General features: G+C 58.1%; 6 protein-coding genes and 4 pseudogenes. 6 read left to right on the forward strand and 4 right to left on the reverse strand.

The window, feature by feature from the left end; all coding sequences use genetic code 11:
• Window positions 1–434 precede the first annotated feature (434 nt).
• Together gltB and N8E88_RS22015 are read left to right on the forward strand one after the other, a co-directional pair.
• Window positions 435–5,154 (forward strand): annotated as a pseudogene (gene gltB / locus N8E88_RS22010) (glutamate synthase large subunit).
• Window positions 5,155–5,212: 58 nt separating this feature from the next.
• Window positions 5,213–6,667 carry a glutamate synthase subunit beta gene (locus tag N8E88_RS22015; RefSeq protein WP_262292452.1) on the forward strand — a complete coding sequence of 485 codons (1,455 nt, stop codon included), beginning with the start codon at window positions 5,213–5,215 and terminating at the stop codon, window positions 6,665–6,667.
• Window positions 6,668–6,825: 158 nt separating this feature from the next.
• Here N8E88_RS22015 and N8E88_RS22020 read toward each other — a convergent pair.
• Window positions 6,826–8,029 (reverse strand): annotated as a pseudogene (locus N8E88_RS22020) (DUF459 domain-containing protein).
• A 295-nt stretch (window positions 8,030–8,324) separates the two neighbouring features.
• Window positions 8,325–9,563 (reverse strand): lytic murein transglycosylase, encoded by a 1,239-nt coding sequence (locus N8E88_RS22030; protein WP_410010695.1) that lies wholly within the window; start codon window positions 9,561–9,563, stop codon window positions 8,325–8,327.
• Window positions 9,564–9,769: 206 nt separating this feature from the next.
• Between N8E88_RS22030 and galU the strand changes: the two genes are divergently transcribed.
• The 3 genes and pseudogenes from galU (at window position 9,770) to N8E88_RS22045 (ending at window position 12,671) form a co-directional block, all read left to right on the forward strand.
• A complete protein-coding gene (gene galU, locus N8E88_RS22035; protein WP_262295570.1) occupies window positions 9,770–10,669 on the forward strand; it encodes a UTP--glucose-1-phosphate uridylyltransferase GalU in 900 nt (299 codons plus the stop codon).
• 221 nt (window positions 10,670–10,890) lie between these two features.
• Window positions 10,891–11,050, forward strand: a pseudogene (locus N8E88_RS22040) (UTP--glucose-1-phosphate uridylyltransferase); the annotation flags it as partial.
• Between the two features lie 67 nt (window positions 11,051–11,117).
• Window positions 11,118–12,671: an acetolactate synthase large subunit gene (locus tag N8E88_RS22045; protein WP_262292456.1), complete on the forward strand. Its 1,554-nt coding sequence runs from the start codon at window positions 11,118–11,120 to the stop codon at window positions 12,669–12,671.
• Between the two features lie 83 nt (window positions 12,672–12,754).
• Here the strand turns inward: N8E88_RS22045 and N8E88_RS22050 are convergent, their stop codons facing one another.
• Window positions 12,755–14,518: an outer membrane beta-barrel protein gene (locus tag N8E88_RS22050; protein WP_262292457.1), complete on the reverse strand. Its 1,764-nt coding sequence runs from the start codon at window positions 14,516–14,518 to the stop codon at window positions 12,755–12,757.
• A gap of 133 nt (window positions 14,519–14,651) precedes the next feature.
• Here N8E88_RS22050 and N8E88_RS22055 point away from each other — a divergent pair, with 133 nt between their 5' ends.
• Window positions 14,652–15,647: a KpsF/GutQ family sugar-phosphate isomerase gene (locus N8E88_RS22055; protein WP_262292458.1), complete on the forward strand. Its 996-nt coding sequence runs from the start codon at window positions 14,652–14,654 to the stop codon at window positions 15,645–15,647.
• Between the two features lie 175 nt (window positions 15,648–15,822).
• On the opposite strand, the pseudogene N8E88_RS22060 reads toward N8E88_RS22055, so the two are convergent.
• Window positions 15,823–16,019 (reverse strand): annotated as a pseudogene (locus N8E88_RS22060) (type II toxin-antitoxin system HicA family toxin).
• Between the last annotated feature and the right edge of the window lie 2 nt (window positions 16,020–16,021).

Below are 16,021 nucleotides of genomic sequence, written 5' to 3' on the forward strand. Positions count from 1 at the left end.
GTTTCTCCCTCTACTTTTAGGGGAAGCCGCATGTTTTGAAACTAACAGCATACTTTCGAAGCGTTTTGCGCAATGATATTTCGTGGAATGCAGATATTTTTTGCTTTTCCATCTTGTTTGTTTGGAATAATTCTGGCATACGATAATAAGACAGCATTGCTGTCCTATTTGTGCGAACTGAAAACGAGGATGGTGAGCAGGCGCTTCCGTCCTTATAATGGTGACCGCAACCCGCACCGGAAGATATGCCGCATGAAGCGGGACTGGAATTATGGTATTCCGTCTCCTGCGGATAATCCCAAAAACCGAAACGGTTTTTGAAAAGGACTATCCGCAAAATTAGAATGCTGCCGCGTCCTTTACGCGTCCAAGAGACGCGTGGCGCGGCAGGAGATATTACCGCCCGCCGAGGGCGCCAAACGGAGGAATTGACGATGTCGGATTTGACGCCATCTGTAACGACTGAACTCGCTCAGGCCGTACAGAATCGTGCGGTCAAAACCAATAAATCGTCAGGTTTTCCTGCCCGACAAGGCCTTTATGATCCACGCAACGAACATGACGCATGTGGCGTCGGCTTCATCGCGCATATGAAGGGCGTCAAGTCGCACAAGGTCATCGAGGACGGGCTGTTCATGCTCGAGAACCTCACACATCGCGGCGCTGTGGGCGCGGATCCCTTGATGGGCGATGGTGCCGGGCTGCTCGTACAGATCCCGGATGCCTTCTTCCGTGCCGACTGGGCTGAAAAAGGCGTCGAGCTTCCTCCGGTCAACCATTATGCCGTCGGTTATCTGTTCATGCCGCAGGACCCTGAAGAGCGCGCGCACATCGAGGCGGTGATCAGCGAAGTTATCGCTTCTGAAGGGCAATCGCTTATCGGCTTCCGCGATGTTCCCGTCGACAACTCATCCTTGTCCAAAGCACCCCACATTGCCGCGACAGAGCCGTTCCACCGGCAGGTCTTCATCGGCCGCAACCCCAGCATCGAAACCAACGAGGATTTCGAAGGCCGCCTCTACGTTCTGCGCAAGGTGATCTCGAACCGGATCTATCAGGAGAATGGCGGCAGGGAGAGTGATTTCTACGTCGTTTCCATGTCGGCGCGCACGATCGTCTACAAGGGCATGTTCCTCGCTTACCAGGTCGGCGCCTATTACAAGGACCTTAAGGATCCGCGGTTCGAAAGCGCGGTGGCGCTGGTGCATCAGCGGTTTTCCACGAACACGTTTCCGTCATGGAAGCTCGCGCACCCCTATCGCATGGTGGCGCATAACGGCGAAATCAATACGCTGCGCGGCAACGTCAACTGGATGGCGGCACGGCAGGCTTCGGTCGACAGCGAGTACTTTGGCAACGATATTTCCAAGCTCTGGCCCATCTCCTATGAAGGCCAGTCGGACACAGCATGTTTCGATAACGCATTGGAGTTCCTGTTCCAGGGCGGGTACTCGCTTGCCCATTCGATGATGATGCTGATCCCGGAAGCATGGTCCGGCAACAAGCTTATGGCCGATGACCGCAAGGCGTTCTACGAGTATCATGCGGCACTCATGGAGCCATGGGATGGTCCGGCAGCAGTTGCCTTCACTGACGGCCGCCAGATTGGCGCAACTCTCGACCGCAACGGACTGCGCCCGGCGCGCTATCTCGTCACCGATGATGATTTTGTGATCATGGCATCGGAAGCCGGTGTTCTGCCGGTACCGGAAGAGAAGATCGTCAAGAAGTGGCGGCTGCAGCCAGGCCGCATGCTGCTGATCGACATGGAAAAGGGCGAGATCGTTTCAGATGACACGATCAAGTCGGAGATCGCCAACCGCCATCCTTACAAGCAGTGGCTGAAGAACACGCAGCTCATTCTGGAAGAATTGAGCCCGGTGGAACCACGCGCGCTGCGCAAGGATGTCAGTCTTCTCGATCGCCAGCAGGCTTTCGGCTACACCCAGGAAGACACGCGCATCCTGATGGCGCCTATGGCGACTACGGGCCAGGAAGCCATTGGTTCGATGGGTACGGACACACCGATCTCGGCGATGTCTGACAAGTCGAAGATGCTTTACACCTATTTCAAGCAGAACTTTGCGCAGGTCACCAACCCGCCGATCGATCCGATCCGTGAGGAGCTGGTGATGAGCCTCGTGTCCTTCATTGGGCCGCGTCCGAACATCTTCGATCTGGTGGGCACATCACGCCGCAAGCGGCTTGAGGTGCGCCAGCCGATCCTGACCAATGGCGATCTGGAAAAGATACGTTCGATTGGTCACACGGAAGATCGCTTCGACACCAAGACGCTGGACACCGCCTATAACGTCGAAGAAGGCGCGGCAGGCATGGCCGGTGCTGTCGAGCGGCTTTGCGACCGCGCTGAAGCAGCAGTGCATGGCGGTTATAACATCATTATCCTGTCTGACCGTCAGGTGGGACCGGATCGCATCCCGATCCCCGCGTTGCTGGCTGTCGCCGCAGTCCATCACCATCTGATCCGCAAAGGCTTGCGCACATCGGTAGGCCTTGTGGTCGAATCCGGTGAGCCGCGTGAAGTGCATCATTTCTGCTGCCTTGCCGGCTATGGTGCGGAAGCGATCAATCCCTATCTGGCATTCGACACGCTGCTCGACATGCACAAGCGCGGCGAGTTTCCGCCGGAAGTCGACTCGCGCGAGATCGTCGCGCGTTACATCAAGTCGATTGGCAAGGGCATTTTGAAGGTCATGTCCAAGATGGGCATTTCCACATACCAGTCCTATTGCGGTGCGCAGATATTCGATGCGGTCGGTCTAAAGTCGGAATTTGTTGACCGGTACTTCTTCGGGACCGCTACCATGATCGAAGGTGTGGGTCTTGAAGAGGTTGCGGAGGAAACCGTTCGCCGGCACCGCGACGCGTTCGGCAATGATCCCGTGCTGATGAGCACGCTGGAAGTGGGCGGCGAATATGCCTACCGCATCCGCGGCGAGGCGCATCTGTGGTCGCCCGACGCTGTAGCAAAGCTCCAGCACGCCGTGCGGACTGAATCGCCGGCGACGTTCAAGGAATATTCCGACATGGTGAACAGCCAGTCGGCGCAGGCACAGACGATCCGCGGCCTGTTCAAGATCAAGATGGCGTCGGATATTGGCCGCAAGCCTATCCCGATCGATCAGGTCGAGCCTGCCAAGGACATCGTCAAGCGGTTCTCGACCGGGGCCATGTCCTTTGGTTCGATCAGCCGCGAGGCGCATACGACGCTGGCCATTGCCATGAACCGGATCGGCGGCAAGTCGAACACCGGCGAGGGCGGCGAGGAGCCGGATCGCTTCTATCCGCTCCCCGATGGCAAGCCAAATCCCGAGCGCTCGGCGATCAAGCAGGTAGCGTCCGGCCGATTCGGCGTGACGACGGAATATCTCGTCAACTCCGATATGATGCAGATCAAGGTCGCGCAGGGCGCCAAGCCCGGCGAGGGCGGTCAGCTTCCCGGTCACAAGGTCGATGCGACTGTCGCCAAGACCCGTCACTCCACCCCGGGTGTCGGTCTGATTTCCCCGCCGCCACATCATGACATCTATTCCATCGAGGATCTGGCGCAGCTGATCTACGATCTGAAAAACGTCAATCCGGAAGCGGATGTCTCAGTCAAGCTCGTTTCGGAAGTCGGCGTCGGAACTGTCGCGGCTGGTGTTGCCAAGGCGCGTGCCGATCACATCACGATTTCCGGTTATGACGGTGGAACGGGCGCGTCGCCGCTGACATCACTCAAGCATGCGGGCAGTCCATGGGAAATGGGGCTGGCTGAAACACAGCAAACGCTGGTGCTGAATGGTCTTCGCTCGCGCATCGCCCTTCAGGTGGATGGTGGTTTGCGGACTGGCCGCGACGTCATCATCGGTGCGCTGCTGGGCGCCGACGAGTTCGGCTTCTCCACGGCTCCCTTGATCGCAACGGGCTGTATCCTGATGCGCAAGTGCCATCTCAACACCTGTCCGGTCGGTGTCGCGACGCAGGATCCTGTCCTGCGCAAGCGCTTCAAGGGTACCCCGGAACATGTCATCAACTTCTTCTTCTATATGGCGGAAGAGGTGCGGCAGTTCCTTGCAGAGATGGGCTACACCAAGCTTGAAGAGATTGTCGGCAAGGCCGAGCTTCTCGAAAAGCGTGAGATGATCGATCACTGGAAAGCCAAGGGTCTTGATTTCACACGCATTTTCCATAAGCCGGAGGCGCCTGAGGAGAAGACACGCTGGACCGAACGGCAGAGACCACCCGATCGTCGATATTCTTGACCGCAAGCTGATCGAGCAGGCGAAGACCGCGCTCGAAACCAAGATTCCGGTCAAGATCGAGATGGGTATCAAGAACGTCGATCGTTCCGCCGGCGCGATGCTGTCGGGTGAAGTCGCCAAGCGTTACCGCCATAAGGGCCTGAAAGAAGATACGATCTCCGTCAAGTTCACCGGCACTGCTGGACAATCCTTCGGGGCGTTTCTCGCGCGCGGCATTTCGTTCGAACTGATCGGCGACGGCAACGACTATGTCGGCAAGGGCCTCTGCGGTGGCCGCATCGTCATTCGTCCGCCGGAGAACACAAAAATCGTTCCGGAAGACTCGATCATCGTGGGCAATACCGTGCTTTATGGTGCTATCGAGGGCGAGGCCTATTTCCGCGGCGTGGCCGGCGAACGCTTCGCCGTGCGCAACTCTGGCGCCATCGCTGTCGTCGAAGGTACAGGCGATCATGGCTGCGAGTACATGACCGGCGGCGTCGTCGTCGTTATCGGCCAGACCGGGCGCAACTTTGCGGCGGGCATGTCAGGCGGTGTTGCCTATGTGCTTGATGAAGCAGGCGATTTCGCTCAGCGCTGCAACATGGCAATGGTCGAGCTCGAACCGGTTCCAGAGGAGGACGACATCCTCGAGAAGCTGCATCATCACGGCGGCGATCTCGCGCACAAGGGACGCGTCGATGTTTCGGGCAATATGACCCGTCACGATGAAGAGCGTCTGGTACAGCTGATCTCAAACCATATGCACTACACGGGTTCGGGTCGGGCGAAGGAAATTCTCGACAACTGGGAAACCTTCCGGCCGAAATTCGTTAAAGTCATGCCGGTCGAGTATCGTCGCGCGCTCGAAGACATGGAGCGCATGCGGATGGGTGTCGCAGCCGAATAATATCAATGCTTTACGCTTGGAGCGTTGCCGCGGCGACGCTCAGCATGGGAACAGTTTTATGGGTAAGGTTACAGGTTTTCTCGAGATCGACCGGCAGGTCGGCAAGTATCAGCCCGCGTCGGATCGCATACGGCATTTCAGGGAATTCACCATTCCCATGTCGGACGGCGAGGTCAAAAAGCAGGCTGCACGCTGCATGGATTGCGGGATCCCGTTTTGCCATGGCCCGACGGGTTGCCCGATCCACAATCAGATTCCGGACTGGAATGATCTCGTCTACAACGACAATTGGGATGAGGCGATCAGAAACCTGCATTCCACCAACAATTTCCCTGAATTTACCGGCAGAATCTGTCCAGCGCCATGTGAAGAGGCCTGCACGCTCAACCTCGAAGATGTGCCGGTTTCCATCAAGACGGTAGAGCAGGCAATCGCCGACAAGGCCTATGAAAAGGGCTTTATCATTCCGCAGCCGGCTGTTTCGAAGACCGGGAGGACCGTCGCGGTCATCGGTTCGGGGCCAGCAGGATTGGCGGCGGCACAGCAGCTTGGGCGGGCCGGACATGAGGTTCATGTCTATGAACGCGAGAGCAGGGCGGGCGGTTTGCTTCGCTACGGTATCCCTGATTTCAAGATGGAGAAGCACTTCATCGATCGCCGTGTTACCCAGATGGAGGGCGAAGGCGTTACGTTCTTCTGTGGGGTTAATGTCGGGATAGACAAGCCAATTCAAGAGCTTATCGATACCTATGACGCCGTGCTTTACTGCGGCGGAGCGGAAACGCCGCGTCCTGCGGGTATTCCTGGCGGCGAGTTCGAAGGCGTTCACGACGCCATGCACTATCTGGTCCAGCAGAACCGCCGCATTGGCCGCGAGAATATCGAATCCGTTGCCTGGCCGAGCGACCCGATCGTTGCCTCGGGAAAGCACGTGGTGGTTGTCGGCGGTGGCGATACGGCATCCGATTGCGTCGGCACGGCGTTCCGCCAGGGTGCGGTGAAGGTCACGCAGCTCGACATTCGCCCACAGCCTCCAGAGAAGGAAGACAAGCTCAGCGTCTGGCCATATTGGGCGACAAAGATGCGCACATCTTCCTCCCAAGCCGAAGGCGCCGACCGCGAATTCCAGGTGGCAACGCTTGAATTCATTGGAGAAAATGGCACGTTGACGCATGTCAAGTGCTGTGAGGTCGATGAGGCACGCAAGCCGATCGCCGGTACCGAATTTTTCATCAAGGCCGATCTGGCCTTCATCGCCATCGGTTTTTCTGGTCCGTTCGAGGATGGGATAGTCAAGGAGCTGGCAGGTTCGCTCGAGATGCGAGCGGATCGCCGTGGTAACCGTTCGGTTGCAGCGGATGACAAGGATTACCGGACCAGCATCGACAAGCTTTACACGGCTGGCGACGTACGGCGCGGGCAATCGCTGGTGGTCTGGGCAATCCGTGAAGGCCGTCAGGCGGCGCAATCCATCGATGCGGCGCTGATGGGCGCCTCGGTGTTGCCGCGCTAAGAATTTTCAACCCTGGACAACTAGAATTCCCGTTCCGGTTGAAATTCGTGTGGCAGATCTCGATGATTCTTGCATCAGTTTCGACGATTCATGCGTAGGGATCGCACCATTCCACGCAAGAACTTTGCAGGAAACGATAGCTCACTGGCGAATTTTTATCAGCGCACGGCGCCGGTGGTCGGAGTTGCATCCGGTTGCTTCGGCCAGGAAAAATCATTGACCCGCCCCGGCTGACTTTCCGGTGCTACTCCATCGATGACCAGCCGGTCACGCGCGGATTTTTCCGGCGCCGGCGCACCACGCGGTGACGCGCCGAGAAGATCGGTGCCGCCATCGAGTTCGGGGTCGTTGAGGCTGATCGGGGCAAGCCTGTCAACCGTGACAGGCGCTTGCGGCGTCCCCGGAAGTGCCTGCACCGGCGCACCCGGTTTGACTGCAGCAATGTTGGGGGAAGTTGCATTGCCCAGCATCTGCCGCAAGGGCTTCTCCACATAGAAAGCGAGCTTGCGTTTGCCGGCGGGCGTCAGGCCGATACCGTCATTGTTGCGCAGCCGCGCCGTCTGGCCAGACATGTCAAAACCCGACAGGGTGAAACTGCCGCTCTGGTCAACGAACCCGTCCCAGACGTCGACAAATGTGCCACCGGCTTTCTCGGTTGCATTGCGGTAGAGTTCGTTGAAGGCCAGCACATCATTGGTCATGCTCTTGGTCTTGTAGGAGGGTTGGCCGACCCAAACGACCGGACGGCCGGTTTTCTTGACGGCTTCGAGAAAGGCGTTGATTCTCGCCTGATATTCCTTGTCCCACTCATCGCTCAACAGCGTCTGGCCATTGGCAAATTGCTGGCGATCATTTGCACCCGCCATCATGACGACGACCGCAGGCTTCTCGGCTTCGATCTCAGCGCCTATCGTTGCCGGCCAATCGCGATGATCATCGCGGACGAAGCCAGAGGAACCGTCGCTTTTATCAACGACACGAACGCCTGGCGAGATCGATGAATGCTTCATCGAGACCCTCCGCAAGGCCTTTCGCCATGAAGTCACCGACTATGAGCACTGTCTTGGCGTCCGGCAATTTCTCCGGAATAGCGGCTTCTTTTACCACAGTGCTCGGCCGGGGACCCGGTGAGGCCTGGGGTGCGACGGAGCGCGGGCGTGCCCGCTTGATCGGGCGGTTTCGGGCGGGCGGGCGAACCCTCCTTCCGTTGCCATCTTCAATGAGCCGATCCGTATGTTCGCGATATATCTGGCGCGGTCCGAACAGCATGTCGAGGATCGTGCGGGCAGAGGCCGTTTCGGTGAAGACGAGGATGGCGGCAAGGCCGAGAACCATTGAAAGCAACAGGGGTGCGCGGCTCATCGGCCTAAAACGCTCCCCTCTGTCCTGCCGGACACCGAACTGATTGCACTCCATGAGTTCTATCCCGCGACCTTCGAGATTTGCACCGACGATGCCGGAGCTTATCTCCCCCCTTGTGGGGGAGAAAGGATTTTCTTGGATTTAGCCTTTTTGCTAAATCCTTAGAAAATCCAAGAGAGGGGATAATGTTCTGAGCAAAAATCCCCTCACTGGCGATTTCTAGCACTTAGCAAGGGCTAAGATGCTGAAATCGCTTTCTCTCCCACAAGGGGAGAGATAATCTGCTGCGCTATTGCTACTTCTTCCTTATCACCGTCAGCACTTCCATGCTCGGGTGACCGTCGGGATCGAGGCCCATCTGCTTCTGGAACGCCTGGATCGCGTTGCGCGAGCCGTCACCAATCTTGCCGTCGACCTTCCCGTCATAATAGCCGAGTTCGCGCAGATGGTTCTGCAATTCTTCGCGCTCCTTCATGGTGATGGGCGTGAAAGGACGATTCCATTCTTGACGCAACCCGGAAGAGCCACCGATCTGATCGGCCAGAAGGCCGACGCCAAGCGCATATTTATCCGCATTGTTGTAGTTCTTCAGAACGTAGAAGTTGCGTGTCATCAGGAACGCAGGGCCGCCGCGTCCATCCGGTACCTTAAGCGTTGCCTTTTCGCCGCCACGCGGAAAGGCCTTGCCGTTGGCACGAACGACGCCAATGCTTTGCCATTCCGCAATGGTGCGCGAACCGGACGGGAATTTGCGGCCAGCCGGCAGAACGACTTCATAACCCCATGTCTGACCGGACTGCCAGCCATTCTTGTGCAAGAGATTGGCGGCGGTGGCCAAGGCGTCAGGCACAGAATTCCAGATGTCGCGCTTGCCATTGCCATCCATATCGACGGCATAAGCCAGGTAGCTTGTTGGAATGAACTGGGTGTGCCCGAGGGCGCCCGCCCATGAACCGGTCAGATGGCTGCGATCGATATCGCCTTTCTGCAGTATCTTCATCGCGGCGATCAATTGCGTGCGGGCATATTTCGCCCGGCGCGGATCGGCATAGGCGAGTGTCGCGAGCGAGCGCACGGCGTCACGCATCACATCGTCGCGCTTCATGATCTCGCCGAAATTGGTTTCCATCGACCAGATGGCCAAAAGGATATTGCGATCGACGCCGAACGACTTTTCGATAGCGCCGAGCCATCGGCTATACTTTCGCGACATCTCGCGGCCGGTTGCGATGGATTGTTCGTTGACGCGATTGTCGAGATAGCCCCAGACAGGCTCGGTGAATTCCGGCTGAGACTTGGCTTTCTGCAGAACTTCCGGATCGATTTCGGTGACGCCGACGAAGGCACGATTAAACGTGGACGCCGAAACGCCGCTGTTCAGTGCAGTGCCGCGGAAATCCGCTATCCAGCTCTGGAATTTCGCATCGGCAGATGCATCGTCGATCGCACCGGCAAAAGCGATACCTGCTGCCGCGGCAACGATCAGCGCGTGTTTCGAAAACGTTGCTAAACCCCCGATCATGTCTTTCCTCATTTCCGTCATTTTGGGTCAAAGGATAAATTACGCACGTCAAAGTTAGGAATTGGTTTACCATGCATGGGCAAACCCACCGGCATGGCCTACATTAACACCGGCAACGATTATTTATTTTACAGACCTGTGCATTTTGGGTCTTTGGGACAAAAAAGTCTATCGAGGAAATTCCCGCAATATCAATCGTAATCAGTAACGAGGTAATGATGTCCGAAGCCAAGAAGATACGTAAGGCCGTCTTTCCAGTTGCGGGCTTTGGCACCCGTGTTCTTCCAGCTACAAAATCCATTCCGAAAGAAATGCTGACGGTCGTCGACAAGCCGGTCATTCAGTATGTGGTGGACGAAGCACGCGAGGCCGGTATCGAGCATTTCATTTTCGTAACCGGGCGCAACAAGGCAGTCATCGAAGACTATTTCGATGTTCAGTACGAGCTCTATCAAACCCTGTCGGAGCGTGGCAAGTCCGCACTTCTCGACGAATTGCAGGGAATCCAGCCTGGTCCCGGAACGACCAGCTTTACCCGCCAGCAGGTGCCGATGGGTCTCGGACATGCGGTCTGGTGCGCACGCGATATCGTCGGTGACGAACCGTTCGCGCTGCTATTGCCGGACATGATCATGCAGCCGGAAAAAAATGGCTGTCTCGCGGACATGGTGGAGCTCTATAATCAATCGGGCGGCAATATCGTCGCGGTGCAGGAATGCGATCCGGCAGAGACGCATAAATATGGCATTGTCGGTCAGGGCAAACCCATCGGCAATGGTTTCGAACTGACGCAGATGGTGGAAAAGCCCGCCAAAGGCACGGCTCCCTCCAATCTATATATCAATGGCCGCTATATCCTGCAGCCGGAGATTTTCGGTATTCTGGAGAACCAGGAACGCGGCGCCGGCAACGAAATCCAGCTGACCGATGCGATGCTGAAGCTGACCAAAGAGCAGGATTTCTTCGGCTATCATTTCAAGGGCCGCACCTATGATACCGGCTCCAAGGAAGGTTTTGTCGAGGCGAACGTCGCATTTGCACTGTGGCGGCAGGATATCCGCAATGGTGTCATCGACAATATCGGCAATATGCTGAAGACGATCCAGCCCAGGGGGTGAGGATTGTGCAGAGCTATCTCCCTCTTGTGGGGAGATAGCGATTTTCGATACTTAGCCAAGTGCCAGAAAAATTCTTGGACAGTTCCCCTGTGCGTGGTTCGACAAGCTCACCATGAGGGGAGTGGGTTGATTGTAGGGAGCCAAGAGAAGCAAGCTTGGCGAGGTTGGCGACTATCGTTGCAATCCTCAACCTCCCTCATGGTGAACTTGTCGAACCACGCACAGCGCCATCCAATCTCTATATCAATGGCCGCTACATACTGCAGCCGGAGATTTTCAGCATACTCGAAAATCAGGAACGGGGCTGGCAATGAAATCCAGCTGACCGATGCGATGCTGAAATTGACCGTAGAGCAGGATTTCTCCGGCTATCATCCCCGACCGCGGCTTGCCCTTACGCGTCGGTTCTGTAAGGATCGCTGTATTGCAAGGGCTTGGGGGCGTGGCAATGAATGGTGCAGATGCGCTTTGCGACACACTTCTGGCCAATGATGTAGACGTGTGTTTCGCCAATCCTGGAACATCGGAAATGCATTTCGTCGCGGCGCTCGACCGCAAGCCCGAGATGCGGTGCGTGCTTGGCCTGTTTGAGGGTGTCGTCACCGGGGCGGCTGATGGCTACGCCCGAATGACTGGCCGTCCCGCCGCAACGCTGCTTCACACCGGGCCGGGCCTGGCAAATGGTCTCGCCAATCTCCACAACGCCCGCCGCGCCCGTGTACCGATGATAAACGTCGTTGGGGATCATGCGTCCTATCATCTTCCCTTCGATGCGCCGCTCACCACGGACATCGACGGCTTGGCGGCGCCAATGTCGAACTGGGTCTGTCGCATCAGTGGTCCAGTCGATGTTGCTCCCGCTACCGAGGCAGCCTATCGGGCCTCACTCGTGCCAGCCGGCATTGCAACATTGATTCTGCCCGCCGATGCTGCGTGGGGAGATGCTGAAGCTGTACCGCGGAACAAGGTGGTGCTGCCGGCCCCGCCTGCTGTTCCAACCGACAGGGTGCGGGAAATTGCGGATGCCATCCGAAGTGCTCCCGGCCGCGCCGGGATTCTGGTCAGCGGTGCCGCTGCACAGCCCGATGGCCTCGAGATTGCCGGGCAGATCGCTGCGGCGAGAAATGTTCGTCTTTTCGGTGAGGTTGCCGTCGCGCGAATGGCGCGCGGCGTTGGCCGTGTCGCTCCGACCCGTATCCCTTATCCGATCGATGCGGCAATCGAAGTCCTGAGCGATATTGACGTGCTGATCCTCGTTGGAGCCACCGAACCGGTGGCCTTCTTCGCCTATCCCGGCAAGCCTGGACGCCTTGTCCACAACGATTGCCGGGTTCTTGCTCTGGCGAAGCACGGTGAGGATCTGGAGGGCGCGCTGGACGCTCTTCGCGATGAACTGGGCGTGAAACGGACGCAGTCACCGCTGCGGTCAAGCGCGATGCCGGACGAGCCGGTTCTAACCGGAGAGCTGACCGACGACGCGATCGCCGTGATGGTGGCGCGAAAGCTGCCCGAAAATGCGATTGTTTGTGATGAAGCAATCACGTCTGCCCGGCGGTTCTTTGCGCTATCCGAATTTGCGGCGCCGCATGATTTCCTCATGACAACAGGCGGGGCGATTGGCATCGGTATTCCCCTGACGACTGGCGCAGCGATAGCTTGTCCGGACAGGAAGGTCTTCAACCTGCAGGCGGATGGAAGCGCCATGTATACCTTGCAGGGACTTTGGACACAGGCCCGCGAAAATCTCGACGTCGTCACGATCATTTTTTCCAATCGCACCTATGCCGTTCTGCATACGGAAATGCAGAAGGTCGGGGTTGGCGAAATTGGAGAGAATGCACGGCGGATGCTTGATCTCGATCAACCGTCGCTGGATTGGGTCTCGATCGCCCAAGGGATGGGGGTAGAGGCCGCTCGCGCCAGTACCTGTGAGCAGTTCGACGACCTTCTCGATAGCGTCTTGAAGCGCCGCGGTCCGTTTCTCATCGAAGCCGTTATCTAGAGCAATTTTTGCCTGTTCAGCGATCCCAATAAACTCTTGGACAGTTCCCCTGTGCGTGGTTCGCCCTTCGACAAGCCCACTCACTACCGCTGCAGCGTCACACCCATGAAAATGCTGGTTTCATCGGTCTGGCGCGATTCGACGTCGCTGTGGGTAAATTCATGCCGGGCGCTGATATCAAAGCCGAAGAAGCGGTTGAACCAGTAGGTCGCGCCGATTTCAGCGCCAAAGCCTTTGTCCCATCCGGTGCCATCCTTGTTGTCGCGCAGTGACGCAATCAGCGTTGCCTTGAGATCGAGATTGGCGCGCGCCTGCCGCTTGATGCCGACCGTGCCCTCGTAAAAAATCGAGCCGCTGTCGCCGGGTGCCGTGGCTCCTTCGACGCGGGTGAGCAGACCGATGTCCACATCGGTTCCGCGCTGCGGTGACCATTTGAGGGCGCCGTCAATGCTGAGTCCATCCACTGGCGAAAGCCGGTCGTCGTCTATGCCCTGACGCAGATAGCCAAGCGCGAACTCCCCCGCCAGCTTTTCGGCAAAATCGACCTCGACACCGCCGCGCAGGCCCGTGCGAACGCCGGAGCGCTGGAACCCGTTCGAATCTTCCTTCTCGTCATACATCAACTTGCCGATTTCAACCTCGGCGAAAGGCTTGATGGCCGGGGACATTTCGAAGCCACCGCGCAGCGCGATACTGGCAAAAGTGTTGTTTCGGTCTTTCTGGCTGACGACGGAGCCATCGGAGAATTCTGCATTGCCATAGACGGTGCGATCGACATTGCCTTTCACATCCGCGAAGAACTTGCCGAATTCCTTGCGCACACCGAGACTGCCATCGAGCTCCTGGACGGCGGGCCGGTTCGACGTTCCGATAATGGTTGTCGGCGCGCTAGGGTCTTCCTGCCGGTACCGGTAGCCAACCTCGCCCGTTACGGTGGTGCGTTCGCCAAGGTCGAGCTGCATGCCACCGCGCAGGCCGACATTCGGGGCGGAATACTCCTCGCCGGAAATCGTCTTGTCATAGGTGCCATCGAAATCGAGCCAGGCCGAGTGACGCGCCCAGTCCGTGGTGGCGCGGGCGCGAAGGCGTGTCTCCGATAATAGCGCCGCGCTACCGTCCGAGCTGCCATCGGCATTGGTGGTGGCGCGTAGGCCGGTGCTGATCGAGGGGCGGAGCGTCACGAGACCTGCCCTGATACCAAGCGGCGCGAAGGGCTCCGGATCGGGCCGGATGATACGCCGTTCGAGCGCTGGTTCCGGAAGATTGTCGCGATCCGTGCGACCAGCGGGCGGGTTGGCTTCCCTGTTTTGCTCGATCGGGCCGTTATCGAATGTATCGGCGCGTTCTTCGTCCAGCAGCGATCGCTCGCCGGGACGCAGACGCAGCGGGCGTGCAGCGGGTACGGGTGCTGTGTCGCTGCCGGGCAGGGCGGCAGAGTCCGGGTTCAGGCCGCCGCTATTGTCGGCAGGACCGGCGGGCGGCGAACCATCGTCCAGCGGGACGCCGAGCAGGCCGAGATTGCCATTGTCATCATCAGGCGGCAGCGCACCCGGACTGATAGGCTCGTAGTGTCGTGACGGTATGCCGCTATCCGTTGGCGAAGGGGCGGTATTCGGTGGATTGATGGCGGGCGAGCCATTGGAATTATTATTGTTTTGCGCCTGCACCTGCACAGGATTGTCCTGCAGGGTGCCACGTAACGGCGTTGCTTGCTGGGCATGGGCCAAGGGGAGGAAAACAAACACGGTGCTGCCGAGCAATGCTGCCATCAGACAGACATTGACTGCAGTCCTGAAGCTGCCGCGTTGTGGCGGTGCTTCCAAGCGTGGTTGAGAAATGTGCGTCAATAGGTTTGCCAGTGTTCGAACGTTAAGGATGGTAAAGAGCCATGGTTAACGACTAACTAACCGGTGCCGCTGTAAGGTGCCGCGGCGAACAAATATTGGACAGCGGCGAGCAGAGGCGCTAACGGTTGCGGCCATGCAGGCAATAAACGACACCGAACTGGACAAAACCGCAGCCGTCGATTCGGCCAGGCGGACGATTTCAACCGAGAAGGACGGACTGGCCGCGCTGAGCAGTGCGCTGGAAGGTCCCTTGGCCGAGGCCTTTTGCAAGGCGATCGAAATGATTGCCGGAGTGCGCGGACGCATCATCGTCACCGGAGTCGGCAAGAGCGGCCATATCGGCTCGAAAATAGCCGCGACTTTCGCCTCTACGGGTACGCCGGCTTTCTTCGTGCACCCCTCCGAGGCCAATCACGGCGATCTCGGCATGATTGCCGTCGACGATGCCATTCTCGCCATTTCCTGGTCTGGAGACACGGCGGAGCTCAAGGGTATCGTCAGCTATTCACGGCGTTTCCGCATTCCCTTGATCGCAGTGACCGCCGGCGAGAATTCGGCGCTGGCAACGGCCGCCGACGTGGTGCTTTTGATGCCGCGGGTGACGGAAGCCTGTCCGCATGGCCTGGCGCCGACGACTTCGACGCTGATGCAGCTCGCCATGGGTGATGCGGTTGCAGTGGCGCTGCTGGAAGCGCGGGGCTTCACTGCGGGCGATTTCAAGACATTCCACCCGGGCGGATCGCTCGGCGCAAGTCTCACCCATGTGCGCGAGATCATGCATCGTGGAGATCAGCTGCCGCTGGTGCCGCTCGGCATGCCAATGCCCGAGGCGATGAAGGTGCTGGCAGACAAGCGCTTTGGCTGCGTGGCCGTGCTCGATGACGAGGGTACACTCGCCGGGATCATCACCGACGGCGACCTTTCGCGCAATCTGCATCGCAATCTGGTGACGATGACCGTCGACGAGATCATGACGCGGCAACCCAAGACCGTGCCGCCGACGATGCTGGCAAGCGCGGCGCTGGCGCTGCTCAACGAGCACAATATCGGCGCGCTGATCGTTACCGAAAAGAACGTCCCGGTCGGGATCGTGCATTTCCATGATCTGCTCCGGATAGGGGCAGCTTAGGAGCCTGAACGCAAATTCGCCAAGGCGGGCTGCAAATGGCGTTTTTCTGCGCTACGATGCTCACGTACGAGAGATGTAGGCTGCGCTTCGGTGCTCGAAAACCGCCATTTTCGCCACCCCCGACGAATTTTCGATCAGGCTCTGACATGTTTACGAGACTCGGCAGTTTCTCGTGTCAGAATGCTTTAGGCAGGCCGGCTTGTTTTAGAACAGCATTGGCGGTGTGACGTTTTTCGATGTTTGAGGGAACGACAAAGAACGGTTTGTGATCGGACTGCTCCAATATTCGTGGCTACCCTTAGCTTGGCGCACGAATTTGCATCCGGCTTTGCTTAGAAGATCGGTAAGTTCCCGATAGAGAACGGCACCCACGT

The sequence above is a fragment of the Phyllobacterium zundukense genome, assembly GCF_025452195.1.
In the GTDB taxonomy this organism is placed as follows: domain Bacteria; phylum Pseudomonadota; class Alphaproteobacteria; order Rhizobiales; family Rhizobiaceae; genus Phyllobacterium; species Phyllobacterium zundukense_A.